This is a genomic window from Sphingomonas sp. (assembly GCF_041661885.1).
Lineage (GTDB): Bacteria > Pseudomonadota > Alphaproteobacteria > Sphingomonadales > Sphingomonadaceae > Sphingomonas.
Window position 1 is genome coordinate 1 of the sequence record NZ_JBAZTL010000007.1, and the last position, 26072, is coordinate 26072.

Consider the following 26072-nt stretch of genomic DNA (forward strand, 5'->3'; position numbering starts at 1 on the left):
AAGCGCGCCGGGCGTTCCTGCAAAATAGAAGCGTCCCGCCCGGCGCGCTTGTGCCGGCGGGCGAGCAAGAATATCAATCCGACAGACTCTCGTTATGACTGCGGGACCAGCGGGGGGCAGGTCACGCTCTAAGGCGCTTCGCGCAAAATTTGTGGGGTCGATTTCACGACCATAACGGAATCGTCCGGAATTCCCAGCACTTTCGGCTTGATTTGATGAGCCCCACGATCCCCGCGTCGGCCATGTCAGATTGCTATTTTCAGTGAGCTATAACAATGGTGCTCCTGCGAACCCAAGGCCACCATCGTCTTAACGATACTGACTTCGGTGGCGCGCTCACTCGTTGAGCGTAAGGAATGGGCACCGGCGAGAAGCTCAACGACCGGAAGGGCATGGCCACAAACGGTCCAGCGCGCCGTCCTATCCCACCGAATTATCGATCGAATCGTCCCACGTCGTCTTGATACGGCCCATCAGAACCAATGCAATATGTGGGAACATTTGTGGTGCCGAAACGGGCGATTTGCGATTTTATCACGCCAAACCAACGCGATAATTCGCTTGCCTGGTGACCCCTACGGGAATCGAACCCGTGCTTCAGCCGTGAAAGGGCCGCGTCCTAACCGCTAGACGAAGGGGCCGTGCCCGAATGCTCGGGAGCGAAGGGCCGGTTAGGCAAAGTGGGCGGGTTGGTCAACCCATTGTGTCGCATTTGTTGAATCAATCAGCCCAGGCGGCATCATCGATGTGCAATTCGGCGGCGGGGCGAGTGCCCCAGTCGTCGATGCGTGCGCGGCCCGCCAGCCACAGGCGGCGGTGCGGGGCTACCCCCAGCAAGGCCTGGCCCAGCGCGGTGTCGGCCTGGCGGAAGGCGACGGCCTTCAGCGTGCCGCCGCCGCCGCCGGGGCAATCGCCGCTGACAATCGCGCGGACATGGCCGTTGCCGACCACATCGGCCTTGAGGATGCGGACCGGCCCCGCGACCACGCGCGGTTGCGGCCAGCCCATGCCATAGGGGCCTCCAGCCTCCATTGTCGTGACCAGATCGGGCGTCACGCCGCGTGCGCTCAGCACCGCGTCGAGCAACAGGGCGCGGTCGCCCATCGCACGGGTGACGGCGGCGTCGAGACGTTCGCTCAGAAAGTCACCAAAGGCGTCGATGCGGTCCTCGGCAATCGTCAGGCCAGCCGCCATCGCATGGCCGCCGCCTGCCACCAGCAAATCGGCCTCTTTTGCGGCGAGCACAGCGGCCCCCAGATCGACGCCGGGGATCGATCGCCCCGAGCCCTTGCCGATGCCCGCATCGTCGAGCGCGATGACGAGTGCCGGGCGACCGAACTTCTCCTTCAGGCGTCCGGCGACGATCCCGATCACGCCGGGGTGCCAGCCATGTCCGGCGACGACGATCACCGCGCGGTTGCTCTTGTGCGCGGCGAGCGTTTCGGCGGCTTCCTGTACGATCGCTTCGATCGCGCGGCGTTCTTCGTTGAGCTGGTCGAGTTCGGTTGCGATTCGCTCGGCTTCGCCCGGGTCGCGCGTTGTCAGCAAGCGGACGCCGAGATCGGACTTCCCGACGCGCCCGCCGGCATTGATGCGGGGTCCGAGCGCGAAGCCGAGATCGGTGCTGGTCGGCGCGCGAGTCAGCCGTGAGGCTGTCAGCAGCGCGTCGATCCCGATATTGCCGCGCTTGGCCATCACCTTGAGCCCTTGCGCGACGAAGGCGCGGTTGAGGCCCTTGAGCGAGGCGACATCGGCGACGGTGCCGAGCGCCACCAGATCGAGCAAATCGAGCAATTTTGGTTCGGCGCGATCGGTGAAAAATCCGCGTGTGCGCAGTGTACGGATCAGCGCGGCACCCAGCAGAAAGGCGACGCCGACGGCGGCGAGATGGCCGTGCGCTGCCCCCTCGGTCTCGTCGAGCCGATTGGGGTTCACCAGGGCGAGTGCATGGGGCAGGGCGCTCGCGCATTTGTGATGGTCGACCACGACAACGTCCACGCCAGCGACGCGCGCCATCTCCAGCGCCTCGAATGCCTGCGCGCCGCAATCGACGGTGATGATGAGGCTGGCACCCTCGTCCTTCAGGCGCACCAGTGCCGGGCCTGACGGGCCGTAACCCTCCATCAGCCGGTCCGGAATATAGGGCCGCGCCTCCAGGCCAAGGTCGCGCAATAACAGGATCATCAACGCCGCCGAGGTGGCGCCATCGACGTCATAATCGCCGAACACCGCGATTTGTTCGCCCGCCTGCACCGCGTCGGCAAGGCGATCAGCGGCGCGGTCCATATCCCGGAAAATCGAGGGATCGGGCATGAAGGCGCGGATGCTGGGGGCTTTGTAGGCCGTCAGCGCATCGCGCGGGCAACCGCGTGCCAGCAGCAATTGCGTGACCAGATCATCGGGCGCGAAGCCGGGGTCACGCGCGTCGGTCTCCAGCATACGCCAGCGCCACGGCTGGCCGAGAATCGAATGGGTGATGTTGAGCACGGTGTTCATTGCCGCCCTCCTACGCCGATGTCGCCATCGCGCAAATCGCGGTGCGGCTGGACCGCATCCACGCGCTGTGCGACGATACCAAAAAACAAGAGAGGGTGGGGCGATGCGGTACGTGACGAGCGCGGCGTTGGGGTTGGCATTGATGGCGGCCACGCCGGTGGGGGCCGCTCCGGCGCATTTTTCCGCGACGATCACCCGCACGACCTTCGGCATTCCGCATATCCGCGCGACCACATGGGGTGGCCTCGGCTACGGCGTCGCTTATGCCTATGCGCAGGACAATCTGTGTATGTTGGCCGAGGAGTTCGCCACCGTCGCGGGCGAGCGATCGCGCTGGTTCGGGCCGAAGGAGAGCGCCGTGCTCGGCTTCGACAAGATCGACAATCTCTCGTCGGATGTCTTTTTCCGCTCGGTGATCGATGTGCCAACCTTGCGGGCGGGCATGGCGCGCGGCAATCCCACCACGCGTGCGCTCGTGCGCGGCTATGTCGCCGGGTATAACAAGCTGCTGCGCGATATCGGCCCGGCGGGTGTCCCCGGCGAGTGTCGCGGCAAGGGGTGGGTTCGCCCGATCACGCTCGACGATATGCTGCGGTTGAACGAAAAGCAGATGTTGCTGGCAAGCTCGCTGGCGCTGGCGCCACTGGTTGTCCACGCGGTGCCGCCCGGCGGGACACAGGCTGCATTCATCCCTGGTGAAGACCGGCTGCGGCCGCGCGACATTGGTTTTGGCAGCAATGGCTGGGCCTTCGGCAAAGAGGTCACCGCCAACGGTCGCGGCCTTGTTGTCGGAAACCCGCATTTTCCGTGGAACGGGCCGTCGCGTTTTTATGAGATGCACCTGACCTTGCCCGGCCAGTATGATGCGATGGGCGTGGGGATCGCGGGTGCGCCGATCGTAACGCTTGGCTTTAACAAGGACGTCGCCTGGACGCACACGGTGACGGCAGCGCAGCATTTTACGGTGTTCCAGCTCAAGCTCGATCCCGCCGACCCGACTAAATATCTGGTCGATGGCAAGAGCGAGGCGATGCGGCGGCAGGTGATTTCTGTGCCGATGCCGGATGGCGCTCCGCCGGTACAGCGGACGACCTATGCGACGCGCTACGGGACGATCGTCTACAATCCGCTGGCCGGGTTCGGCTGGACCAGGACCCAAGCCTATGCGCTGCGCGATGCCAACCACAACAATCAGCGGGCGCTGGAAACGTGGGTCGCGATCGGGCAGGCGCGCAGCGTGGGCGAGGTACGCGCGGCAGTGGAGCGGACGCTGGGCATTCCGTGGGTCAACACCATCGCCGCCGATCGCGCGGGAAATGCGCTGCACGCCGATGTAACTGCGGTGCCCAACGTATCGGCGGAGAAGGTGCGTACGTGCGGGATGCCGCTGTCCGGCGCGCTGAAAGGCAAACTCATTCTGCTCGATGGTAGCCGCTCGGTCTGCGATTGGGATCGGGCCGTGGGCACGCCGGTCGCCGGCTTGATGCCGGCGGGGGATCAGGCGGTGCTGGAGCGGCGGGACTATGTCGCCAACAGCAATGACAGCTATTGGTTGAGCAACCCCAAGGTTCCCGCCGTGGTCCGCTCGCCCATCCTGGGGGCAGCCGAGAGCGAACGGACGCTGCGGACGCGCTCGGGCCTGATCGAGATCGACCGACGGCTGAACGGCACCGATGGATTGCCGGGCACCAAGGTCGACCCCGCCGCCGCTGAAGCGATGGCCTTTGCCAATAAGAGCCTGGCGGCTGAACTTGCGATCGATCCATTACTGGCTTTGTGTCGCGGGCAGGAGGATGTGGCGGCGGCGTGCGCGGCGCTTGGCGGTTGGGACCGGCGCTTCGATCTCGACAGCCGTGGCGCTTATTTGTTCGCAACCTTCTGGGAGGGAGTGCGGTCGCTGCCGGGCTTGTGGGCGGTGCCGTTCGACAAGGCCGATCCCGTTCACACCCCACGCGATTTTGTGACGAGCGGCGCACAAGCGGCCAAATTGCTTGCCGCGCTGAAGGCGGCTTCGGCTGCGCTGGAAAAGCAGGGAATCGCGCTCGATGCGCGTTGGGGCGACGTCCAGTTCGCGGTGCGCGGGCAGAACCATATCCCGATCCACGGCGCCTCCGGTCAATTGGGCGTGCTCAACGTCCAGCAATCCGACGCCGTTCCGGGCGGGATCGTGCCCAAACATGGGTCAAGCTACGTCCAGATTGTCACCTTCGACAAAGCCGGGCCGGTGGCGGATGCGCTGCTCAGTTATTCGCAATCGACCGATCCGGCATCGCCGTATTTCGGAGACCAGACGCGCGCATTTTCGGCGAAGCGTTTCCACCATTTGCCGTTTAGCGAGGCGCAGATTTTGGCAGACGGGGGGCGCAAGAGCGTGCGGATCAGCCAATAAGCGGTTGGATCATGGCTTGATCCAATTGCCCTCGCGGAACCATTTGGTGACGACATATTTGGTGCCCTGCACCACCGGCATCCCTTCGTGCAGCGTGGCGGTATTGCGATCGCCATCGGGCTTCATGTTGTTCCAGGTAAGCAACAAGCCCTTTTTCGGGGCAACGCGAAGCCCAATGGTGGGGAACCAGGTTGCACCCCCTTCCTCGACATCGTTGAGGTAGATCATCGCGGTCCAGGTGCGTTGCCCGCCCGTTTCGACCATCTTGGGCCAATAAGGCTGGGCTTCGTTGAAATAGTCGAAGTGCGCGCGGAAATGCTGGCCGATAGCGTAACGCTGGCCCTGCATCGTTTCGCCGTGAATTGGGTCGATGCCGAGCAGATCGGCGATCGCTTCGTCGGTCGGGCGGACGTCGGGTGACCAGCGATCCATATCGCAACTGTCGCTGGTGCGAAAATCCTGCACCGATTCCTCGGCGAGCACGGTCGAGCGGCGACGGTTGGTGTCGATCAAGCCGACCAGCCGATCACATGTCGCGGCATCGAGAAAATCGGGGTGGTAGAAGACTTGCGCACCTTCGACCTTGGCCCGCTTCACTGCGGGATTGGCGTCAAGCCGGAGCGATACGGATTCGCCGACCAGGCGGCGTAAGGGCGAGGGGCCGCCCGATTTCTTTGCAAACAGAGCCATGACGGCGGACTTTGCCGAGCACGCCTGAAAAAACAAGGGGCCGTAAACGTCGGTTTGCGGCCCCAACTGTCATCGTGTTTCCGGTTGTTACCAGAAGATATCGTACACCGTATCGACGACATAGCCGGTGCGGATATCAACCAGCAACGCGTCATTGTAATATCGCACCCAGCGATAGGGGCCGTAGGCCGGCGGGAGCCGGTAATAGGCCGCGTCATCGATCCAGTAATCCTGATCGAACAGGAATGCACTCAGCGTAAAGCCGATTGAAAACCGCCGATATCCATAGCCCCATCCGGGCGGAGCATAATAACGCGGCAGGTGATAGACGTTGCGGTTTCGGTTGCGGTAATAATTGTAATTGTACCGATTGTCGCGGCGCCAGTCACGGTTCCAGTTGTGGTTGGCATTCCCGTTGCCGTTCCAGCCACCGTTATAACCATTATATCCAGTGTTGGAGCGGTGATCGCGGTCGCGCCAATCGCCACCCCGCCCGTCATTGCCCCGCCCGTCATTACCGCGACCATCGGCGCGCGGATCCCGTCCGCGCGCGCCGTCGTCGAAATCGGGACGACCACCGCGCGGCCCGCCACCATATTCGGGACGTCCATCCAACGGGCGCCCCTGCGGCTGTTGGGGCGGAACGCCTGGCACTTGCACACCGCGATCATCGCCGCGACCCGGGCGGAAACTGGGACGGCCGCCTTGGCCATCGGGACGGTCACCGCGGTCACCGCGATCGAACCACCGGGGGGCTTGCGGCTGCGCTTGCGGCGCGGGTTGTGCCTGCGGCTGCGGTTGCCGCTGGGGTTCGGGTGGGCGCGCCACCGGGGCCTGCGGGGCCGGTTGCCCCTCGGGGCGGCGCCATTGCGGACGACCCTCGTCTCCCACCAACGCCGGGCGCTGCGGCCGTCCCTCCCGTTGGCCTTGGCCGTCACCGCGATGCGGCCGGTCGGCACCCTCCTGTGCCATCGCCGCCGCCGGGATCAACGCAGAGGCCGCCATGATTGCGGCGAGCAGAGACTTGCGCATCAAAACATCCTTGTCTTCGTCCAGACGCCATGTCCGGTCGTTGAACCCGTTATGGTCCAGTGTCGATGAGCCGTCGCTGAATTGCGCTGACAGCTTTGCGAAAGGTATTATTTACTGCGTGGGATGAGCGCGGGAACTTCGCGTGCCGCGTCGGTTGGAGAAACGCCGGGCGACGGCGGAGCATCGATGGTTTCGTCGCCGCGTTGCACGCTTGCCGCGAGCAACACCGCTTCGACCAATCGCGGATAAATGCCGCAGCGGCACAGATTGGTGATGCTGGCGCGGATGTCATCCTCGCTGGGATTGCGGTTTTTCTTGAGCAGTACCGCTGCCGCCATAATCATGCCGGGAATGCAAAACCCGCATTGCGGCACGTTCTTGGCCAGGAAGGCCATTTGCGCCGGATGCGTGCGGTCGCGCGACAGCCCTTCGATCGTGGTGACAAAACTCCCCTCGACCGCGCCAATCGTGCGCTGGCATGATCGCACCGCTTCGCCATCGATGTCGACGGTGCACGCCCCGCACTCGCCATTGCCACAGCCATATTTCGTCCCCGTCAGGTTCGAGGCATCGCGCAGCGCCCATAACAAGGGCGTGTCCGGATCCATCCGATATTGCACAGGCTGGTTATTGACGGTGAAGCGGGTCATGCCGCGACGATAGGCCAAGATGCGCCTGGGCGAAACGGGTCGTTTCCCGTCCTGCGATTGTGGGGTGGGGCGGGGCGGGCGATATGCAGCGTATGACGCTTCCTACACTCTTCATTCCGCATGGCGGTGGCCCCTGCTTTTTCATGGATCCGGCGGGCGGACCACCCGACCCGATGTGGCGGGCGATGCAGGCCTATCTGGCCGGGATGATCGCGTCGCTGCCCGATCGACCACGCGCGATCCTGATGGTGTCGGGGCATTGGGAAGAGCCGGAGCTGACCATCAATGGCGGCGACGGGCACCCCATGCTGTTCGATTATTACGGCTTTCCAGAGCATACCTATCGGCTCGACTGGCCATCGCACGGCAACCCGGATGTGGCGCGGCGCGTGGCGGCGCTGCTTGAGGGCGCGGGCTTCCCCACGAAGGAAGATTCCGCGCGCGGTTGGGATCATGGTGTGTTCATCCCGATGATGGTTGCGGTGCCCGATGCCGACATTCCGCTGGTGCAGCTTTCGCTGCGCGCCGATCTCGATCCCGCCGCGCACATCGCGATCGGGCGAGCGTTGGCACCGCTCCGCGATGAAGGGGTGCTGATCGTCGGGTCTGGCATGAGTTTCCACAATTTGCGCGCACGCGGCCCACAGGTGACGGCGGTCGCCGACGAATGGGACGCCGCGCTGACCGCAGCCGTTACCGATCCCGATCCCGCCGCCCGTGCCGCGCGAGTGGCTGCGTGGGAAAAATTGCCCCATGCGCGCTTCGCACACCCGCAGGCCGAGCATCTGCTACCGTTGATGGTTGCGCTCGGCGCGGGGGGCGACGGTCCGGCGGTGCGCGACTATGCCGATCACGTGCTCGGTTGGGCGTTGTCGGGCTATCGTTTCGGCTGAGGTTTCAGGCGCGCCAGCCGGTATCGATCTTGTCGACCAAGCGCACCATCGCGTCGAAATCGGCCTTGCCGGGCCCACCCGGCACCTGTGCCATGTGCAGGTCGCGCTGATGCACCGCGATCACCTCTGGCGATACCTCGATTGGCGTGCCCATCGACATCGTCGCGATCTGGATTTCGCAGGCGCGTTGCAGCGACCAATGCTTGACGAACGCCTCCGGCAGCGTCCTGCCCATGACGAGAATGCCGTGATTCTTGAGCAGCATTACGCGCTTGTCGCCGAGATGTTCGAGCAGCCGTGTGCCTTCCTCGTCGCGAACGGTGACGCCTTCGAAATCGTGATAGGCGATCTGCCCGGCAAAATTGCATGCGTAAAAATTGGTCGCGCGTAGGCCCCCTTCAAGCGAACTCACCGCCATGCCGGCGGTGGTGTGGGTGTGCATGATGCAGTGCGCGTCGGGCAGATGGCGGTGGAACAGCGCGTGCTGCACGAACCCGGCGCGATTGACGGGGTAGGGGCTGTCGTCGAGCTTGTTGCCGTCAATATCGATTTTGACCAGGCTGGAGGCGGTGACCTCGCTGAAATGCAGGCCAAACGGATTGATCAGGAAGGCACCCTCTTCCTCGGGCACTTTCAGCGTGATGTGGTTGTAGATCATTTCCGACCAGCCAAGCATCGCGAAGACGCGGTAGCAGGCGGCGAGCTCCTGTCGCGTCGCCCATTCGGCTTCGGACATCTTCGCGGCGCGAAGGATTGCGGTGGCCATAGCGGACTCTCCTCATCCGGATTATTTTTCTGTGATGTTGGTATCGCATGAGATTCACCGGATTGCCAGACCGGGGGATTGCCAGACCGCCCTTGGTCGGGGCACAGGGGCGATGAGCAGGAAAACGGCGCGTTAGCGGCCGAGAGAGGATCACATGCACATCGACGCCGCCAAACCAACGCAGGATGTTGACGATATTGCCACCAAGGGCGTGAATGCGCCTGATCTGCAAGTTTTCGTGTTTGCGCTGTTCTTCATCTTCGGCGGCATCACCAGCCTGAATGATGTCATCATCCCCAAGCTGAAAGACCTGTTTACGCTAAGCTACGGGCAGGCGTTGCTGGTGCAATCGGCCTTTTTCGCGGCGTATTTCATCTTCTCGATTCCCGCCGCCGCAGTCGTGCGCAAGGCGGGGTATATGCGGGCCGCATCGATTGGGTTGTTGACGATGACGGCAGGGTGTTTGCTGTTCATTCCGGCATCGCAATCGGGCACTTTTGCCGTGTTCCTGATGGCGTTGTTCGTGCTGGCGGCGGGCATCACCACGGTGCAGGTCGTCGCCAATCCGCTGATCTCGCTGCTCGGGCCGCCGCGCACCGCGTCGAGCCGCTTGACCTTTGCACAGGCGTTCAATTCGCTTGGCACGACGGTTTTCCCGATCGTGGGATCGATCCTGATTCTCGGTTCGCTGGCGAAGATCGACCCGAAGACCTTGTCGGGCGCAGCGCTTGATGCTTACCGTACAGCCGAGACGCAGACGGTGGTTCACACCTATATCGGTCTGGCGATCGCGTTGCTGATCGTGGCGGCGGTTGTCTGGACTCGTCGCAACCGCCTGACCACGGCGGTTGACGATCAAGGCAGCATCCTGCGCGCGTTCGATCTGCTGCAGCGCCCGCGCTTCGGGCTCGGCGCGATGTGCATCTTCCTCTACGTCGGCGCGGAAGTCGCGATCGGCTCGCTGATCGTCAGCTATCTGATGCAGGCCAACACGCTTGGTTTCGATGGCGAAACCGCTGGCAAGCATGTCGCGGTGTATTGGTTCGGGGCGTTGGTCGGTCGCGTGGTTGGCGGTGTCGTGCTGCGCTACGTATCGCCGGGCAAGGTTTTGGCGGGTGTCGCGGTGGGCGCGATTGCGCTGATCCTGCTGTCCGCCAACAGCACGGGCGTGGTTTCGGGCTGGTCGTTGCTGACGATCGGGCTGGTCAATTCGATCATGTTCCCGACCATTTTCAGCCTGGCGAGCGAAGGCCTGGGCAAGCGTGCGGCGGAAGGGTCGGGCGTGATTGCGATGGCAATCGTCGGTGGCGCGGTGATCCCGCCGCTGACGGGTATGATCGCCGATGCCAGCAGCCTGCGCTTCGCGTTGATCCTGCCGGCAGCCTGTTATGCGATCATCGCTGGCTATGGGATCTACGCGCGGCGACCGGTCGTCGCGCAATCAGCCGAGCAAGGTCGCGATCTCGCCGGGCTCAAAACCGACTTCAGCTAGGATCGCAGCGCTTTCCGTGTCGCCTGCCATGCGCGGCGGCACGGTGTCGCTCGCTGAATAGCGCGGGGCGGGAGCGGGTTGCGTAACCCCGCCCGTCGTAATGAAGGTCGCGCGCGCGACGTTGTGCGGGTGTGCGACGGCTTCATCGAAGCCGAGGACAGGGGCGACGCAGGCTTCGTGGCCCTCGAACGCCGAAACCCACGCGTCGCGCGTGCGCAGTTTGAAGCGATCGGCGAGTTCCGCCTTCAGCCGCGGCCACGATGCGGGGGCGAATTGGGCATTCCATTCCGCGCCATCCAAACCCATTACCCGGCGTAGCGCCGCATAGAATTGCGGTTCGATCGCCCCGACCGCGATCCACTTGCCGTCGGCGGTTTCATACGTGTCGTAGAAATGCGCGCCGCCGTCGAGCAGGTTGGTGCCGCGCTCCCCGCTCCAGCGGCCCATCGCGCGGAACCCCCAGATCATGCTGGCGAGCACCGCCGAGCCATCTGTCATCGCGCAATCGACGATTTGTCCCTGGCCGGTCGCTTGCGCCTTCAGGATCGCGGCGAGCATACCGAAGGCCAGCATCATCCCGCCTCCGCCGAAATCCCCGACCAGATTGATCGGCGCGACCGGTTTGCCTCCGGCTTCGCCCAAGGCGTGGAGCGTGCCCGAAATCGCGATGTAATCGATGTCGTGGCCCGGCTCGCTGGCCAGTGGGCCGGTCTGGCCCCAGCCGGTCATGCGGCCATAAACGAGCTTCGGATTATCGGCGAGCAGCACCTCCGGGCCGAGCCCAAGGCGCTCCATTACGCCTGGCCGGAAACCCTCGATCAGCCCGTCGCACGTGGCGGCGATGCGACGGACCGCAGCGATCGCCTCGGGCTTTTTAAGGTCAAGCGCGATCGTCCGGCGCGAGCGGAGCAAGGGATCGCGCGCGGCCTCGGTCAGTCCACCGGCGCCCGGGCGTTCGACCCGGATAACCTCCGCGCCATGATCGGCAAGCATCATGCCGCAGAACGGCCCCGGCCCGATCCCCGCCATTTCGAGGATGCGAAGTCCGGCGAGGGGCGGGGATGCCATGCTGTCTCTCCTTATTGGCCTTAAAAGGCGGCAATCCCGGTAATCGCGCGACCGAGGATGAGCGCGTGGACGTCGTGCGCGCCCTCATAGGTGTTGACCGTTTCCAGGTTCATCAAATGGCGCATCACTTGATATTCGCCGGAAATGCCGTTGCCGCCGTGCATGTCGCGGGCGTTGCGGGCGATGTCCAAGGCCTTGCCGACATTGTTGCGTTTGACGATCGAGATCATCTCGGGCGCGAACTTGCCCGCATCCATCAGGCGACCGACACGCAGCGAAGCCTGCAGGCCAAGCGCGATTTCGGTTTCCATGTCGGCCAGCTTCTTCTGGAACAATTGCCGCCCGGCGAGTGGTGTGCCGAATTGGTTGCGGTCGAGCCCATATTGCCGCGCGGCATGGAAACAGAATTCGGCGGCGCCAAGCGCGCCCCAACTGATGCCGTAGCGTGCGCGGTTGAGGCAGCCGAACGGGCCTTTCAGGCCCTGCACATTGGGCAGCAACGCGTCTTCGTTAAGTTCGATCTCGTCCATCAGGATCATGCCGGTGATCGAAGCGCGCAGCGACAGTTTGCCCTCAATTTTGGGCGTGGCGAGGCCCTTTGCGCCCTTTTCGACGATGAAGCCGCGAATGCCATCGCCATGCGCCTCTGACTTGGCCCAGATGACGAACACATCGGCGATTGGCGAATTGGAAATCCACGTTTTCGCGCCTGACAGCAGATAGCCGCCATCGACCTTCTTCGCGCGCGTCGTCATGCTGCCGGGGTCGGAGCCTGCATCGGGTTCGGTCAGGCCGAAACAACCGATCCATTCGCCAGTCGCAAGCTTGGGGAGATATTTGCGCTTCTGCTCTTCCGATCCGTAAGCCAGGATCGGGTACATGACGAGGCTCGACTGCACCGACATCATCGAACGGTAGCCCGAGTCGATGCGCTCGACTTCGCGCGCGACCAGGCCATAAGCGACATAGGAGGCACCAACGCCGCCATATTCCTCGGGCACCGTTGGCCCGAGCAGACCGAGCGCGCCCATTTCGCGGAAGATGTCGGGGTCGGTGATTTCGTTCTGAAAGGCGTCGATAATACGCGGGGCGAGCTTGTCCTGCGCATAAGCCCGCGCCGAATCGCGGATCATCCGTTCGTCATCCTCAAGCTGATCGTCGAGGAAGAACGGGTCGGCCCAATCGAAACGCGCCATTTCGGCCATGTGATACTCCAGCATTTATCATTCTGAATGCTTCCCCGGCGAAGGCCGCAGCCCAGTGGCGAAGTGATCGTTGGCGAGGGCTGTGCCCGCTTACCTCTGGCACTCCGGTTGGGCCCCGGCCTTCGCCGGGGAAGTATGAAAGGAAGAGGTTATTGGTCCAAAATCCGGTCGTCGAACAGGCCGAACGCCAGGGTTGACGCGTAATAGCCGATCGCGCGCTCGCGTGTCATCGTATGCGCCCATTTCCGCATGTCGAACGCCGCATTTTGCATCGCCATCAGCGCCTGCGCGGCGATCAACGGGTCGACCGGGCGGATCGAACCTTCGGCGATGCCGTCGCTCATCGTGCCCGCAAAGCGCCGCGCGATCCGGTTCGAACGATCGACCATTGCCAGTCGCGCCTCGCTTGGCAGGCCAGACAGTGCGGTCGTGCGCAGCAGCGGCCCGCGTTCGGAAAACTGGACGTCGAGCAAAGTGGCAATCGTGCCCGAAAGGCGCTCCCAATGGCTGCCGCCGCGTTCGTCGGCAAGGCGCTGCGCGTCGGCGACGGTGTCGAGGCTGCGTTTGTAGCATGCCAGCACCAGATCGTCCTTGGCATCGAGATGGTGGTAGAAACTGCCCTTGGTAACATTCAGTTCGGACGCAATTTTCTGCACCGAAGCGCCGCGATAGCCGAGTTGGTTTATCAGTCGCGTCGCCGCGAGCAGAAACGCCTCGCGCCCCGGCTCTGGCTCATCATGCGCGAGATCGATCAACTCGGGCGCCCAATGCGCGTTCGGCCCGGCGATGCCGTGGGCGAACACGTCCATTAGGCGCTCTTCGACACGCGGATATTGGTCGAGATCGTACCGGTTGAGCCACACCGGCAGCCAGAAGGTGTTTTCCAGCAGCACATGCGCCCGCCCGCCGTGCAAATCGGTTTGTGCGCGGTTCGCGGTCGGGCCCCACAGGCTGCGCGTCTTGCGAAAGACTTCGCGCCAGCCCGACATAAGGCGACCGAGCACGGGCTCTTCCATCGCGCGCAGGTCGGACAGAATCGCGAACGAAGTTTCCTCGCCACGCTGGATTCGCGCCAATCGCGCCATGTTGAGCGACAGATATTTCGCGACACGCGCGCGCGGCGTCGGTTCGGCGAGCGATTCCTCGAGCATCCCGAGTAGCCGCTCCAGCGTATGCTCGAAACACGCCGCGGCGAGGTCTTCCTTGCGCTTGAAATAATAGGTAACGCTGGTGGTATTCAGGCCGACCCGGCGCGCGACATCGGCGAAGGTCATACCCTTCGCGCTCTGTTCGTTGATCGCTTCGGCTGCGGCCGCCAGAATCGCGTCACGCTTGGCGCGAAAGCGCTTGGTGCTGGTGTCTTCCTCGGGCGGAATGGTGTCGGTGGCCTCCATGCCGGAAACTGTAACATCATCTTTTAGAAGAAACAGTCATTTTTGTTAGCTGCGGCATTCCGCGCATTTTGAGCGCCAAAGACGCTTTACCGAATACGCGGTACGGTCTAACCAGCGATCCGACAGCAAGATCGGAGAGAGCAGATGGACTTCAGCTTCAGCGAACGCGAAACCTATTTTCGGGACCGCGTGAAGGGGTTCATCGACCAGCAGATCCGTCCGCGCCAGGCCGAATTTGACGCGCAACACGACGCGGGCGAGCGCTGGAAGGTCATTCCCGTCATCGAGGAGATGAAGGAAAAGGCCAAGGCCGCCGGGCTGTGGAATTTCTTCATGCCGCCGCATTCGGGGCAAAGCCATGTCGACGACAGTTTCGAATTCGAAGGCACCCAACTGACCAATCTCGAATATGCGTTATGCGCCGAGGAGATGGGCAAGGTTGGCTGGGCGAGCGAATGTTTTAACTGCTCGGCCCCCGATACCGGCAATATGGAGGTGCTGCATCGTTATGGCACGCGCGAACAGAAGGAGCAGTGGCTGCGGCCATTGATGAACGGCGAGATTCGATCCGCCTTCCTGATGACCGAGCCTGCGGTGGCATCCTCCGATGCGACCAATATCGAGACCTCGATCGTGCGTGATGGCGACGAATACGTCATCAACGGCACCAAATGGTGGTCGTCGGGCGTGGGCGATCCGCGCTGCAAGGTGGCGATTACGATGGGCAAGACCAACCCCGGCGCGTCGCGGCACAGTCAGCAAAGCCAGGTGCTGGTGCCGATGGATGCGCCGGGCGTGACGATCAAGCGGATGCTGTCGGTCTATGGCTATGACCACGCCCCGCACGGGCATGGCGAAGTGGTGTTGAAGGACGTGCGCGTTCCGGTCGAGAACGTCCTGTTGGGCGAAGGGCGCGGCTTTGAGATTGCGCAGGGGCGGCTCGGGCCGGGGCGCATCCACCATTGTATGCGCACGATCGGGACGGCGGAAACCGCAATCGAGGCGATGGCCAAGCGCCTGCTGTCGCGCGTCGCCTTTGGCAAGCGCATCGCTGACCATAGCGTGTGGGAAGAACGCATCGCGCGCGCGCGGATCGATATCGAGATGACGCGGCTGCTGTGCCTGAAGGCCGCTGACATGATGGACAAGGCCGGTAATAAGTCAGCCCAGCTCGAAATCGCGATGATTAAGGTGCAGGCGCCGATGATGGCGCTGAAAATCCTCGATGACGCCATTCAGGCGCATGGCGGGGCGGGTGTCTCCAGCGATTTCCATCTGGCGCACGATTGGGCCGCGATGCGGACCTTGCGCTTCGCCGATGGCCCGGATGAAGTCCACAACCGCGCGATCGCCCGCAACGAGTTCGGTAAATATGCCGAGTTCAAGGCGGACCGGCCATCGAGCGGCGATCTGGCGGTGTCGCGGTGAAAGCGGCTGTCCTTTACGCGCCAAAAACCGAGTTGGTGATCGAGGACATCGCGATCTCCGATCCGGGGCCCCGCGAAGTGCTGATCCGCACGGTCGCGTGCGGGGTGTGCCGCTCCGACCTGCATTTCGTCGATGGCGCCTTCCCGCACCCGATGCCGACCGTGCCGGGGCATGAGGCTGCCGGGATTGTCGAGGCGGTCGGCTCCGACGTCGCGCATTTGAAGGTAGGCGATCATGTCATCACCTTCTTCACGGTGTTCTGCGGCGCGTGCGAATTTTGCGTGAGCGGGCGACCGTCGCTGTGCATCGATCCCTCGACGCGGCGGGCGAAGGGCGCGCCACCGCGACTGAGCTTGAAGGACGGCACGCCGCTCGCTCCGTTCCTGAATCTCTCGGCCTTTGCCGAGATGATGTTGGTGCATGAAAACGCCTGTGTCGCGATCAGCAAGGAGATGCCGCTGGATCGCGCGGCGTTGCTAGGTTGCGCGGTGATTACCGGGGCGGGGGCAATTTTCAACGACAGTCAGTTGCGGCCGGGCGAAAGCGTTGCCGTAATCGGCTGCGGCGGGATCGGGCTCGCGGCGATCAACGCCGCCAAGATTGCGGGCGCGGGGCAGATCATCGCGATCGATCCCGTCGCCGACAAGCGCGCGCTGGCGGAGAAGCTGGGCGCCACGCACACGCTCGATTCGAACGACCCCGATCTGGCGAAGAAGGTCGCCGGGATGACCGGGGGCGGGGTGCATTATGCGATCGAGGCGGTCGGGCGGCCCAATACCGCCGAACTCGCTTGGACGATCCTGCGGCGCGGCGGCACCGCGACGATCCTCGGCATGATCGCGCCCGGCGGCGAGGTGAAGATCGCCGGGCCGACCTTCCTGACCGGCAAAAAATTGCAAGGATCGCTGTTGGGCTCGACTCGTTTTCCGATCGATATGCCGCGGCTGGTGCAACTGTATCTCGACGGCAAGCTCGATCTCGACACGATGGTGGCGGAGCGGATCGCGCTCGAAGACGTCAACCACGCGCTCGCCAATTTGCGCACCGGCGACACGGTGCGGTCTGTGATCGAGTTCGCATGATGGTCGATAGCGCGGATATCACGATGGTCGGCACCATTCCGGTGCCCGCCGACGACACGATCGATGCGGGCGCGGTGGCGGCGTGGATGAAGGGCCATATGCCCGCAATTGACGGTCCTGTCACGCTGTCGAAGTTCAAAGGCGGTCAGTCGAACCCGACATATCGGGTTGATGTGTCAGGGAAAAGCTATGTCCTGCGACGTCAGCCATTTGGCAAATTGCTTCCGTCCGCGCACGCGGTGGACCGGGAATATCGGCTGATCGCAGGGTTGCATCCAACCGGCTTTCCAGTGCCGGCGCCGTTCGGGCTATGCGAAGATCCAGCGGTCATCGGATCGATGTTCTATGTGATGGAACTGGTCGAGGGGCGCAGCCTGTGGGACGGGGCGCTTCCGGGCATGACCTCACCCGAGCGCCGCGCGCATTACGATGCGATGGTCGATACGCTCGCCGCCTTGCACAATACTGATTATGTCGCGGCGGGGCTGGGTGATTATGGCCGTCCCGGCAATTATTTCGAACGCCAGGTGGCGCGCTGGACCAAGCAATATCGCGCGTCCGAGACCGAGCATATGCCAGCGGTCGAGGCGTTGATCGAATGGCTGCCCGCCACCCTGCCCGAGCAGACGCGCACGTCGATCGTCCACGGTGATTTCCGCATCGACAATATGATCTTTGCAGCCGACGCGCCGCGCGTCGCGGCGGTGCTCGACTGGGAATTGTCGACGCTGGGCGATCCGCTGGCCGACATTGCCTATTTCCTGATGAACTGGGTGACCGAGCCCGAGGGGCGCTCTGGCGTGAAGGGGCTGGATGGGCCTGAAACCGGCATCCCCACCGTGGATGAAGTGGTGGCGCGCTATTGTGCGGCAACAGGGCGAAACGGACTGCCCAATCTCAACTGGTACTTCGCCTACAGCTTGTTCCGCCTGACCGGCATCGTTCAGGGCATCAAGAAACGCATCGTCGATGGCACCGCCTCCAGCGCGCAAGCGGCGCGAACCGCCGAGCGGGTCGGTCCGCTGGCCGAGGCGGCATGGGATTTCGCCAAAAAGGCGGGCGCGTAAACGCGGGCCGAGAGAGGGAAACGCATGAGCCAATTCGACCTGAGCGGCAAAGTCGCCATCATCACCGGTTCCTCGCGCGGAATCGGCAAGGCGAGCGCCTTCGAACTGGCCGAGCATGGCGCGAAGGTCGTGATCTCCAGCCGCAAGCAGGACGCGTGCGACACCGTCGCCGCCGAAATCAACGCGCGCTATGGCGAAGGCCGCGCGATTGCGGTTGCGGCGAACATCTCCGACAAGGCCGGGCTACAACATCTGGTCGATGCCACGCGCGCCGCCTTTGGGCAGATCGACGTGCTGGTGTGCAATGCCGCTTCCAATCCTTATTACGGCCCGCAGGCGGGGATTGCCGACGAGCAGTTCCGCAAGATTCTCGACAACAACATCGTCTCCAACCACTGGCTGATCGCGATGGTCGCGCCCGAGATGCGCGCGCGTAAAGCAGGGAGCATCATCATCGTCTCTTCGATCGGCGGATTGCGCGGCTCGACGCTGATCGGGGCCTATTGCATCTCCAAGGCCGCCGACATGCAACTCGCGCGCAACCTTGCGCATGAATTCGGGCCCGATAACGTCCGGGTCAATTGCATCGCGCCCGGCCTTATCAAGACCGATTTCGCGCGTGCGCTATGGGAAGACCCCGAACGGATCGAAGCCGCGAACAAGATCGTGCCGCTGCGCCGCATTGGTGAGCCCGAGGAAATCGCCGGGGCGGTGGTGTTCCTCGCCGCGCAAGCGAGCAGCTTCATGACCGGGCAGACGATCGTCCTCGATGGCGGCGTGACGATTTAGGAGAGGCAGATATGGCACGCTTTACCGGCAAATCGATCATCGTCACGGGTGCTGGCTCGGGCATCGGGCGGGCGACGGCGCTGTTGTTTGCGCGCGAGGGCGGATCGGTGATCGTCGCCGACCAGGCCGAGACGGTCGAGGAAACCGCCGATCTCATCGACCGCGCGGGCGGTACTGCCCATGCGATCCGAATCGATGCGGGGAATGAGGACGATGTGGTGCGCGCCGTTTCGGTCGCGTGCGAATATTATGGCGGTCTTGACGTCATGTTCGCCAATGCCGGGATTTCCGGCGGGATGGCGAACATCTTCGATACCGATGTCGCGCTGATAACCGAGGTGTTGCGGGTCAATATGATCGGTCCGTTCCTCGCGATCAAGCACGCCGCCCCCAAGATCGCCGAGCGTGGCGGTGGCGCGATCGTGCTGACCGCGAGCGTCGCGGGCATCCGCTCGGGCGCGGGGTCGCCCGCTTATTCCGCATCCAAGGCTGGCGTTATCAATCTGGCGATGGTGTCGGCGCAGCAGCTTTCGGGGTCGAATGTCCGCGTCAACGCGATCTGCCCCGGCTTGACCGAGACGGGCATGACCAGGCCCACGTTCGATTATGCGCGCGATGCGGGGAAGATGGACCGGCTCGGTCGGTTGAACCCGCTGCGGCGCGGCGCGCAGCCCGAGGAACTGGCGGAGGTCGCGGCGTTCCTGGCATCGGACGCGGCAAGCTATGTCAACGGGCAGGCGATTGCGGTCGATGGCGGGCTGTCGAGCAGCCACCCCGTAACCCGGCAGGACTATGGCAAGACTGCGGTGTAGCGCGGTGTTTCGCGGCCAAACCCGTTCGGGTTGAGCGGGGCGACGCTCCGCTCACTCGCGCAGGCGGATCAGCCCTTCCTGCGCGACGCTGGCGACCAGACGCCCGTCACGCGTGAAAATCTTGCCGCGATTGAACCCGCGCGCGTGCCCGGCCCACGGACTGTCGCAGGCATAGAGCAACCAGTCGTCGGCGCGGAAATCTTCGTGCAGCCACACCGAGTGATCGAGACTGGCGCTTTGCAATTTGTGGGTGAGCCAATTGACACCGTGCGGCAGCGTTGCCGTGCCGAGCAGCGACATGTCCGAGGCATAAGCGAGCACCGCGCGGTGCAGGGCAGGATCATTCGGAATCGGTGCGACCACGCGGAACCAACTGTTCTGGAACGGCGCCTGTTTGACCGGGTCCAACCAACTGCGCGGCGCGACCGGGCGGATTTCCACCATGCGCGGGCGCAGGAAATTGGCGAGGAAGCGATCGGGAATGCGGTCGATCATCGCCAGCCGCAAATCGCGATCGTTGGTCAGGCCTTCGGGCGGCGGCACGTCGGGCATTGCGTCCTGATGGGCAAGGCCGCCTTCGGGCATCTGCAACGAGCAAGCGAGGTTGAGGATCGGTACGCCGCGCTGCGTCGCGATCACGCGACGGGTGGAAAAGCTTTTGCCGTCGAAATCGCGCACTACCCGATAAAGGATCGGGTGGTCCTCCGCCCCTGGCCGCATGAAATAGGCATGGAGCGAATGCGCGGCGCGCAGGGCGTCGGTCGAGCGTTGCGCTGCCTGCAACGCCTGCGCGATCACCTGTCCGCCGAACACGCGCCCGAACCCGTCATTGCCGCGAATGCCGCGATACAGATCGGTGTCGATCTCCTCGACATCGAGCAAGTCGACGAGGTTTTGCGCGAGTTCGGCGGGCGTAGGCACGTCGTCCATCAATAGCCCGCCGCCCGCGCGATCCGGTCCGCATGGAAATGGGCATCGCCAAACATCTCGGCTAGCACGCGCGCGCGCTTCATGTAGAAGCCAATGTCATATTCATCGGTCATGCCGATCCCACCGTGCATCTGGACGCCTTCCTGCACCGACAGCGTCGTCGCCATGCCCGTCATCGCCTTGGCAACCGACACGGCGGTGTCGGCGGCATCACTCCCGGCGTCCAGCAACTGTTGCGCCTTCAGCACCGCCGCGCGCGCGACTTCCATTTCGGAATAGAGGTGCGCGGCGCGGTGCTGCAGCGCCTGGAAGCTGCCGATCACCGTGCCGAACTGTTTGCGCTCCTTGAGATAGCCAACCGTCATGTCCATCGCGCCGCCACCGACACCGAGTAGCTCGGCGGCGGCACCGGTACGCCCGGCGCGGAGCAAGCGGTCGAGTGGCGAACGGCCATGATCGACCTCGCCAATCACCGCATCGGCATCGACCTCGACCCCGTCAAAATCGAACCGGGCGGCGAGGCTGGCATCGGCGAGGCGCTCGGGCGTCGCGGTCAGGTTGGCGGCACCCTTGGGGATGGCGAAGAGCGTAATGCCGTCGGCATCGTCGGCATTGCCTGTGGTGCGCGCGGCGACGATCAGCAGATCGGCGACATGCCCGTGGGTAACGAATTGCTTCTTGCCGGTGAGCTTGAAGCCGTTGCCCGAGCGTTCGGCCTGCAATCCGATCGTGTCACGATGCTTGGCGGCTTCGTCGATCGCGAGCGCGGCGACGGTTTCACCCGCGAGGATGCCGGGGAACCAGCGCGCGGCATGGGCGGTGCCCTTCAGGGCTTCGACTGCGGCGACGGCGGTGGCGAGGAAGGGCGAAGGCGACAGGTTGCGGCCGATTTCCTCCAGCACCACGCCCGCTTCGACATGGCCGAGCCCAAGGCCGCCCTCGGCTTCGTCGATCAAAATGCCGGTAAAGCCCATTTCGGCGAAGTTCCTCCACAGGTCGCGGCTGAATCCGGTGGTGTCCTTGCTGTCGCGGAGCGCGCGCATGTGGCTGACCGGTGCATGGTCGGCAACGAAGTCACGGATCGTGTCCTGAAGCGCTGTCTGATCGTCGTTGAGATAGAGTGGCATGTGTCAGTCCTAACAATGCGTCACCCCGGCCCTGTGCCGGGGTCCACCGCGCCTCGGGCCGAGCCGCCGGTGGGAGAAGTGGACCCCGGCACAAGACCGGGGTAACGGTTCCCTCGATTTTACGACGGCAATTCCAGTATCCGCTTGGCGATGATGTTGAGCTGTACCTCGCTCGTCCCGCCCTCGATCGAATTTGCCTTGGTCCGCAGCCACGCGCGCGCCTCACGCCCGCCGCCCGACGCGTCGCTTTCCCATTCGAGCGCGTTCGACCCGCCTGCCGCCATTTGCAATTCGTAGCGGGTCTTGTTCAGCTCGGTGCCGTAATATTTCATCATCGAGGGTTGCGCCGGGTGCGCGCGGCCTGCCTTCAACGCGTCGATAAAGCGTTCGGACATCGCCCCGAACGCCTGTGAGCGGACCTCGAACGTCGCGATTGCCGCGCGCAGCAGCGGATCGGCCAAGCGCCCGTCATGGTCGAGCCCGACGGTTGCAATCGCACCTTCGATCAACGGGTTACCGCCGCTTCCCGCCAGACCCATGCCGGAAATCATTTCGCGTTCATGGCCCAGCAGATATTTGGCGACATCCCAGCCCTTATTCTCCTCATGCACACGCTGCGATTTGGGCACCTTCACATTGTCAAAGAAGGTTTCGCAGAACGGCGAATAGCCCGAGATCAGCAAGATCGGCTTGGTCGAAACACCGGGTGAGGCCATGTCGAACAGCACGAAGCTGATGCCGCCCTGCTTTGACTCCTTGGAGGTGCGAACCAGGCAGAAAATCCAGTCGGCCTTGTCGGCATAGGACGTCCAAACCTTCTGGCCGTTGACGATATAATGGTCGCCCGCATCCTCGGCGGAAGTGGCGAGGCTGGCCAAATCGGAGCCGGCATTGGGTTCGGAATAGCCTTGGCACCAGCGGATTTCACCGCGCGCGATCTTGGGCAGATAGTCAAGCTTCTGCGCTTCCGTGCCATATTTGAGCAGCGCCGGTCCAAGCATGGAAATACCGAACGAATTGAGCGGATTGCGCGCCTTTATTGCCGCCATCTCTTCGCGCAGAATCTTGGTTTCGGCGGGTGACAGGCCACCGCCGCCATAGGCCTTTGGCCAATCGGGCACGGTCCAGCCGCGCGACGCCATTGCGTCCATCCATTCCTTCTGGCCCGGTTGGAAATCCGGGTTGCGGCCACCCCAGCAGGCGTCCTTTTCCGAGCGGATCGGCTCGCGCATTTCGGGCGGGCAATTGGCCTCCAGCCAGGCGCGCGTTTCTTGGCGGAAGGTGTTGAGATCCTGAGTCATTCATCGGCTCCAGACAAGATCGTGGGCGGCACGCGCAACGGCGATGGCGGTGTGGTCGGCATAGCGATCGGCAATCACTTGCACGCCGATCGGCATGCCATCGGAATCCATGCCGACCGGTACGCTGGTGGCGGGCAATAAAGGGAAGGTCGCAAGGCCTGGATAAGCGATCTGCGCCGCGAATGGCGTTGGCACGCCATCGATCAGCGCGATCCGCTCGGGCAGGGGGGTATCGTCATGGGCAAAGGCGGTGGTGCCCCAGGCCGGGGCAATGACGGCGTCATAATCGCGGAACAGTCGACGCCACGCGCGCCGACAGGCCGCCTGCCGATCGAGCAGCACGATCATCGGCGTTGAAGGCGGCCCCCCAACAGGCGGCTGTCCGCGCGCCATCGCCACCGCCAGAATTCGCATATAATCGGCATGTTGTTCGGCAAGATCGGGCAAGAGCGCGCTGTCGCGATCGACCTTGGCTCCACTGTTCACAAAGGCGGTGGCAACCGATTCGATTGCTGCGGCCACGGCGGTGGAGGTCGCGGCCAGGGGATGGCGCGCAAGGATGAGAATACGCCAGGCGCTCGTCGGGCGCGGTGCGGGTTTGGGCAGCGGCAAATCGCTGGTGAGGTCCAGCGCGAGTGCGAGATCCTCGGCATTGCGGGCGAGCGGGCCGATAACACTGAGATTGGGCGCGGCCCCCTTGGTCCGGGGAAAATAATGGCCGTCGGTATCGATCATGCCAAAGGTCGGCTTGTGCCCCCACACGCCGCAAAACGCCGCAGGCACGCGAATCGAGCCGCCGATATCGGAACCGAATTCGAGCGGTACGAACCCAGCGGCCAGCGCCGCCGCCGATCCGCCTGAAGAGCCGCCGCTGACACGGTCGGGATTGTGGGGGTTACGCGTGCGACCGTAATTGGGGTTGTTGGTCTGCAAGTCGGCAAGCCCGACCGGGATGTTGGTCTTGCCGAGGATGACGGCCCCGGCTGCCTTTAGCCGCTGAACGGCGACCGCATCTTCGGTGGCGACGTGATCGGCATGGTCGGCAAAGCCCCAGCTTGTCACCAGGCCTGCAATATCGAAGCTTTCCTTGACGGTCATCGGCACGCCAAGCAACGCGCGGTCGCCCCTGGGGCTCGCGTCGATTGCGCGCGCGGTGTCGCGCGCGCGCTCGAAATCCCGCACGACCACCGCGTTGATCGCCCCATCGCCCGCTTCGATGCGCGCGATCGCCGCGTCGCATTCGGCGAGCGCGGTGGTTTCGCCGGAGCGGATCGCGGCGGCGGTTTGGTGGGCGGTGCGGAGCCGCCCCTCTCCCCGACCCTCTCCCCACGGGGGAGAGGGAGAAGAAGATTGGTTACCCATTGAACCGGCCACCGGATTCCGCCTTTGATTTCAGCAGTTCGGCCACCGCGAACCCGTGCTTTCCAAGCCCCGCCACAATCTTCTTGAGCCCTTCGGTATCCGCCCAGAACATCGGCCCGCCGCGATAGACCGGCCAACCATAGCCATAGATCCACACCACATCGATGTCCGACGCGCGTTGCGCCATCTTCTCCTCGAGGATCAGCGCGCCTTCATTGACCATCGTGTAGAGCGTCTTCTCTACGATCTCTTCGTCGCTGATTTCGCGCTTTTGCAGGTTCGATTTGGAGCGGAAATCCTCGATGATTTCCGCCACGCGGGGCGAGGGCGTCGGGTTGCGCTTCTCGTCATAATCGTAAAAGCCCTTGCCGGTCTTCTGCCCCCAGCGACCTTCGGCGGCGAGCGCGTCGCGGATGTTTTCGATGCGCGTCGGGTCGCGGTGCCAGCCAATGTCGACGCCGGCGAGATCGCTCATCTGGAACGGCCCCATCGGCATACCGAAGGCGACGTGGACGCGGTCGATCTGCTCGGGCGTGGCGCCTTCCAACAGCAGCTTCATCGCCTCGACCTGACGCGGCTTCAGCATCCGGTTCCCGATAAAGCCGTCACACACCCCGGCAACGACCGCGACCTTCCGGATCGTCTTGGACAGCGCCATGACGGTGGCGAGGACATCGTCATCGGTCTGCGCGCCGCGCACCACCTCGAGCAGCTTCATCACGTTGGCGGGCGAGAAGAAGTGCATCCCGAGCACGTCGCCGGGGCGCTTGGTCACCGAGGCGATCTCGTCGATGTTGAGATAGGAGGTGTTCGACGCGAGGATCGCGCCGGGTTTGGCGATGGCGTCGAGGCGTGAGAAGATATCCTTCTTTACGTCCATATTCTCATACACCGCCTCGATGATGAGGTCGCACTCGGCCAGCGCATCGAAATCGAGCGTGGGGTTGAGCGCACCCATCGCCGCCTCGACCTGTTCGGGCTTCAACCGGCCCTTCGCAGCCGACGCTTCGTAATTCTTGCGGATCACACCGGTGCCACGGTCAAGCGCTTCCTGCGCCATTTCGACGATCGTGACCGGGATACCAGCCGAGAGGAAGTTCATCGAGATGCCGCCGCCCATCGTACCCGCGCCGATGACGCCGACGCGCTTGATCTCGCGCAACGCGATCTTGGGATCGATGCCGTCAATCTTGGCGGCCTGACGCTCGGCGAAGAAGATGTGGCGCTGCGCGGCGGACTGCACACCCATCATCAGCTTCATAAATTCCTGCCGCTCGAACGCGATGCCTTCGTCGAAGCTGGAGCCGTCGGTTGCCTTTTCGACGCAGGCGATGTTGGCGGCGGGCGCATCGAAACCACGGAAGCGCTTGGCGTTGTCCTTCTTGAACGCCGCAATCGCCTCGGGGTCGGCCTGCGCGGCTTTTTCGCGCGCGCGGGGCAGGGGCCGGGCATCGGCCACCTCGCGCGCGAAGGCGATCGCGTCGGCAACCAAGCTGTCCTCACCGGCAATCCGGTCGATCAGCCCGGCGGACAAAGCGAGCTTGGCCGGGATCGGATCGCCCTTGGCGGTCAGTTCGAGCGCAAGCTTCACACCCGCGATGCGTGGCAGGCGCTGCGTGCCGCCTGCGCCGGGGAGCAGGCCGAGCTTGACCTCGGGGGTGCCGATTTTGGCCGAAGGCACGGCGATGCGGTAATGACAGCCGAGCGTCACCTCGCACCCGCCGCCAAGCGCGGTGCCGTGGATCGCGGCGATAACGGGCTTGTCCGAGGCTTCGATCATGTCGACCACGGTCGGCAAGCCTGGCTCCTGCATCGGGCGGCCGAATTCGGTGATGTCGGCCCCTGCGAAGAAGGTACGGCCATCGCAGCGGATGACCATCGCCTTCACCTGCGGATTGGCGAGGCCTTCCTTGATCCCGGCCTCCAGCCCCTGCCGCACCGCCGCGCCGAGCGCGTTGACTGGCGGGTTGTTCGAGATGATGACGAGGACGTCGTCGTGGAGTTCGGTGGTGATCGGACTGGTCATTTCTCTCTCCTCATTGTTCTCCTGCGAAGGCAGGAGCCCAGGGCCGCAGGGGCGGCGTTCGTAACTCTGGGCT

Annotated in this window: 21 protein-coding genes and 1 tRNA gene; 8 read left to right on the forward strand and 14 right to left on the reverse strand. The window is 63.8% G+C overall.

The annotated features are described in order from the left end of the window. Nucleotides 1-566 precede the first annotated feature (566 nt). Together WC704_RS13605 and recJ are read right to left on the reverse strand one after the other, a co-directional pair. Nucleotides 567-641, reverse strand: a tRNA-Glu gene (locus WC704_RS13605). A 79-nt stretch (nt 642-720) separates the two neighbouring features. Further along, nucleotides 721-2496 carry a single-stranded-DNA-specific exonuclease RecJ gene (recJ, locus tag WC704_RS13610; RefSeq protein WP_372890775.1) on the reverse strand — a complete coding sequence of 592 codons (1776 nt, stop codon included), beginning with the start codon at nt 2494-2496 and terminating at the stop codon, nt 721-723. A gap of 103 nt (nt 2497-2599) precedes the next feature. On the opposite strand from recJ, the gene WC704_RS13615 reads away from it, so the two are divergent. Then, on the forward strand, nt 2600-4885 hold the full coding sequence (locus WC704_RS13615; RefSeq protein WP_372890777.1) for a penicillin acylase family protein: 2286 nt from the start codon (nt 2600-2602) through the stop codon (nt 4883-4885). Between the two features lie 9 nt (nt 4886-4894). Here WC704_RS13615 and WC704_RS13620 read toward each other — a convergent pair whose 3' ends face one another. From WC704_RS13620 to WC704_RS13630, 3 genes are all read right to left on the reverse strand, one after another. Then, a complete protein-coding gene (locus WC704_RS13620) occupies nt 4895-5575 on the reverse strand; it encodes a prolyl hydroxylase family protein (protein ID WP_372890779.1) in 681 nt (226 codons plus the stop codon). 87 nt (nt 5576-5662) lie between these two features. After that, entirely contained in the window at nt 5663-6607 is a 945-nt protein-coding gene (locus WC704_RS13625) for an RcnB family protein (RefSeq protein ID WP_372890781.1), read from the reverse strand. 107 nt (nt 6608-6714) lie between these two features. Next, the gene (locus WC704_RS13630) at nt 6715-7257 is read right to left on the reverse strand and encodes a (2Fe-2S)-binding protein (RefSeq protein ID WP_372890783.1); all 543 of its coding nucleotides are present in this window, start codon (nt 7255-7257) and stop codon (nt 6715-6717) included. Nucleotides 7258-7349: 92 nt separating this feature from the next. On the opposite strand from WC704_RS13630, the gene WC704_RS13635 reads away from it, so the two are divergent. After that, the gene (locus WC704_RS13635; protein WP_372891270.1) at nt 7350-8150 is read left to right on the forward strand and encodes a class III extradiol ring-cleavage dioxygenase; all 801 of its coding nucleotides are present in this window, start codon (nt 7350-7352) and stop codon (nt 8148-8150) included. Nucleotides 8151-8154: 4 nt separating this feature from the next. Here WC704_RS13635 and WC704_RS13640 read toward each other — a convergent pair whose 3' ends face one another. Next, nucleotides 8155-8916 carry a class II aldolase/adducin family protein gene (locus tag WC704_RS13640; protein WP_372890785.1) on the reverse strand — a complete coding sequence of 254 codons (762 nt, stop codon included), beginning with the start codon at nt 8914-8916 and terminating at the stop codon, nt 8155-8157. 154 nt (nt 8917-9070) lie between these two features. Between WC704_RS13640 and WC704_RS13645 the strand changes: the two genes are divergently transcribed. Beyond that, on the forward strand, nt 9071-10408 hold the full coding sequence (locus WC704_RS13645; protein ID WP_372890787.1) for a sugar MFS transporter: 1338 nt from the start codon (nt 9071-9073) through the stop codon (nt 10406-10408). On the opposite strand, the gene WC704_RS13650 is transcribed toward WC704_RS13645, so the two are convergent. From WC704_RS13650 to WC704_RS13660, 3 genes are all read right to left on the reverse strand, one after another. After that, the gene (locus WC704_RS13650; RefSeq protein ID WP_372890789.1) at nt 10358-11476 is read right to left on the reverse strand and encodes a CaiB/BaiF CoA transferase family protein; all 1119 of its coding nucleotides are present in this window, start codon (nt 11474-11476) and stop codon (nt 10358-10360) included. The genes WC704_RS13645 and WC704_RS13650 overlap by 51 nt on opposite strands. Nucleotides 11477-11496: 20 nt before the next feature. Then, entirely contained in the window at nt 11497-12681 is a 1185-nt protein-coding gene (locus WC704_RS13655) for an acyl-CoA dehydrogenase (protein WP_372891272.1), read from the reverse strand. Between the two features lie 149 nt (nt 12682-12830). After that, on the reverse strand, nt 12831-14075 hold the full coding sequence (locus tag WC704_RS13660) for a TetR/AcrR family transcriptional regulator (protein ID WP_372890791.1): 1245 nt from the start codon (nt 14073-14075) through the stop codon (nt 12831-12833). A gap of 144 nt (nt 14076-14219) precedes the next feature. On the opposite strand from WC704_RS13660, the gene WC704_RS13665 reads away from it, so the two are divergent. The 5 genes from WC704_RS13665 to WC704_RS13685 are packed head-to-tail and all read left to right on the forward strand — an operon-like array spanning nt 14220 to nt 19253. Further along, nucleotides 14220-15503: an acyl-CoA dehydrogenase family protein gene (locus WC704_RS13665; protein WP_372890792.1), complete on the forward strand. Its 1284-nt coding sequence runs from the start codon at nt 14220-14222 to the stop codon at nt 15501-15503. Continuing rightward, nucleotides 15500-16585, forward strand: coding sequence for a Zn-dependent alcohol dehydrogenase (locus tag WC704_RS13670; protein WP_372890794.1), 1086 nt, complete (start codon nt 15500-15502; stop codon nt 16583-16585). The genes WC704_RS13665 and WC704_RS13670 overlap by 4 nt, the downstream gene beginning before the upstream one ends. Next, entirely contained in the window at nt 16585-17652 is a 1068-nt protein-coding gene (locus tag WC704_RS13675) for a phosphotransferase family protein (protein ID WP_372891274.1), read from the forward strand. Before WC704_RS13670 ends, WC704_RS13675 begins: the two co-directional genes overlap by 1 nt. A gap of 24 nt (nt 17653-17676) precedes the next feature. Further along, nucleotides 17677-18441: an SDR family NAD(P)-dependent oxidoreductase gene (locus WC704_RS13680; protein WP_372890796.1), complete on the forward strand. Its 765-nt coding sequence runs from the start codon at nt 17677-17679 to the stop codon at nt 18439-18441. Between the two features lie 11 nt (nt 18442-18452). Next, nucleotides 18453-19253 (forward strand): SDR family NAD(P)-dependent oxidoreductase, encoded by an 801-nt coding sequence (locus WC704_RS13685; protein WP_372890799.1) that lies wholly within the window; start codon nt 18453-18455, stop codon nt 19251-19253. A 51-nt stretch (nt 19254-19304) separates the two neighbouring features. Here the strand turns inward: WC704_RS13685 and WC704_RS13690 are convergent, their stop codons facing one another. The 5 genes from WC704_RS13690 to WC704_RS13710 form a co-directional block, all read right to left on the reverse strand. After that, nucleotides 19305-20183 (reverse strand): acyl-CoA thioesterase, encoded by an 879-nt coding sequence (locus WC704_RS13690; RefSeq protein ID WP_372890801.1) that lies wholly within the window; start codon nt 20181-20183, stop codon nt 19305-19307. After that, nucleotides 20183-21310, reverse strand: coding sequence for an acyl-CoA dehydrogenase family protein (locus WC704_RS13695; protein WP_372890803.1), 1128 nt, complete (start codon nt 21308-21310; stop codon nt 20183-20185). The genes WC704_RS13690 and WC704_RS13695 overlap by 1 nt, the downstream gene beginning before the upstream one ends. A 119-nt stretch (nt 21311-21429) precedes the next feature. Next, on the reverse strand, nt 21430-22611 hold the full coding sequence (locus WC704_RS13700) for an acyl-CoA dehydrogenase family protein (protein WP_372890805.1): 1182 nt from the start codon (nt 22609-22611) through the stop codon (nt 21430-21432). Further along, on the reverse strand, nt 22612-23973 hold the full coding sequence (locus WC704_RS13705; RefSeq protein WP_372890807.1) for an amidase family protein: 1362 nt from the start codon (nt 23971-23973) through the stop codon (nt 22612-22614). Then, the gene (locus tag WC704_RS13710) at nt 23966-25999 is read right to left on the reverse strand and encodes a 3-hydroxyacyl-CoA dehydrogenase NAD-binding domain-containing protein (protein ID WP_372890809.1); all 2034 of its coding nucleotides are present in this window, start codon (nt 25997-25999) and stop codon (nt 23966-23968) included. Before WC704_RS13710 ends, WC704_RS13705 begins: the two co-directional genes overlap by 8 nt. Nucleotides 26000-26072: the final 73 nt, after the last annotated feature.

What these genes read in the sequence shown, in the direction of transcription:
- WC704_RS13615 (WP_372890777.1), top strand. Translation starts at nt 2,600, where the DNA reads ATGCGGTACGTGACGAGCGCGGCGTTGGGGTTGGCATTGATGGCGGCC.
- WC704_RS13710 (WP_372890809.1), bottom strand. Translation starts at nt 25,999, where the DNA reads ATGACCAGTCCGATCACCACCGAACTCCACGACGACGTCCTCGTCATC.
- WC704_RS13635 (WP_372891270.1), top strand. Translation starts at nt 7,350, where the DNA reads ATGACGCTTCCTACACTCTTCATTCCGCATGGCGGTGGCCCCTGCTTT.
- WC704_RS13625 (WP_372890781.1), bottom strand. Translation starts at nt 6,607, where the DNA reads ATGCGCAAGTCTCTGCTCGCCGCAATCATGGCGGCCTCTGCGTTGATC.
- WC704_RS13680 (WP_372890796.1), top strand. Translation starts at nt 17,677, where the DNA reads ATGAGCCAATTCGACCTGAGCGGCAAAGTCGCCATCATCACCGGTTCC.
- WC704_RS13640 (WP_372890785.1), bottom strand. Translation starts at nt 8,916, where the DNA reads ATGGCCACCGCAATCCTTCGCGCCGCGAAGATGTCCGAAGCCGAATGG.
- WC704_RS13660 (WP_372890791.1), bottom strand. Translation starts at nt 14,075, where the DNA reads ATGGAGGCCACCGACACCATTCCGCCCGAGGAAGACACCAGCACCAAG.
- WC704_RS13665 (WP_372890792.1), top strand. Translation starts at nt 14,220, where the DNA reads ATGGACTTCAGCTTCAGCGAACGCGAAACCTATTTTCGGGACCGCGTG.
- WC704_RS13655 (WP_372891272.1), bottom strand. Translation starts at nt 12,681, where the DNA reads ATGGCCGAAATGGCGCGTTTCGATTGGGCCGACCCGTTCTTCCTCGAC.
- WC704_RS13675 (WP_372891274.1), top strand. Translation starts at nt 16,585, where the DNA reads ATGGTCGATAGCGCGGATATCACGATGGTCGGCACCATTCCGGTGCCC.
- WC704_RS13650 (WP_372890789.1), bottom strand. Translation starts at nt 11,476, where the DNA reads ATGGCATCCCCGCCCCTCGCCGGACTTCGCATCCTCGAAATGGCGGGG.
- WC704_RS13705 (WP_372890807.1), bottom strand. Translation starts at nt 23,973, where the DNA reads ATGGGTAACCAATCTTCTTCTCCCTCTCCCCCGTGGGGAGAGGGTCGG.
- WC704_RS13645 (WP_372890787.1), top strand. Translation starts at nt 9,071, where the DNA reads ATGCACATCGACGCCGCCAAACCAACGCAGGATGTTGACGATATTGCC.
- WC704_RS13700 (WP_372890805.1), bottom strand. Translation starts at nt 22,611, where the DNA reads ATGACTCAGGATCTCAACACCTTCCGCCAAGAAACGCGCGCCTGGCTG.
- WC704_RS13690 (WP_372890801.1), bottom strand. Translation starts at nt 20,183, where the DNA reads ATGGACGACGTGCCTACGCCCGCCGAACTCGCGCAAAACCTCGTCGAC.
- recJ (WP_372890775.1), bottom strand. Translation starts at nt 2,496, where the DNA reads ATGAACACCGTGCTCAACATCACCCATTCGATTCTCGGCCAGCCGTGG.
- WC704_RS13695 (WP_372890803.1), bottom strand. Translation starts at nt 21,310, where the DNA reads ATGCCACTCTATCTCAACGACGATCAGACAGCGCTTCAGGACACGATC.
- WC704_RS13620 (WP_372890779.1), bottom strand. Translation starts at nt 5,575, where the DNA reads ATGGCTCTGTTTGCAAAGAAATCGGGCGGCCCCTCGCCCTTACGCCGC.
- WC704_RS13685 (WP_372890799.1), top strand. Translation starts at nt 18,453, where the DNA reads ATGGCACGCTTTACCGGCAAATCGATCATCGTCACGGGTGCTGGCTCG.
- WC704_RS13630 (WP_372890783.1), bottom strand. Translation starts at nt 7,257, where the DNA reads ATGACCCGCTTCACCGTCAATAACCAGCCTGTGCAATATCGGATGGAT.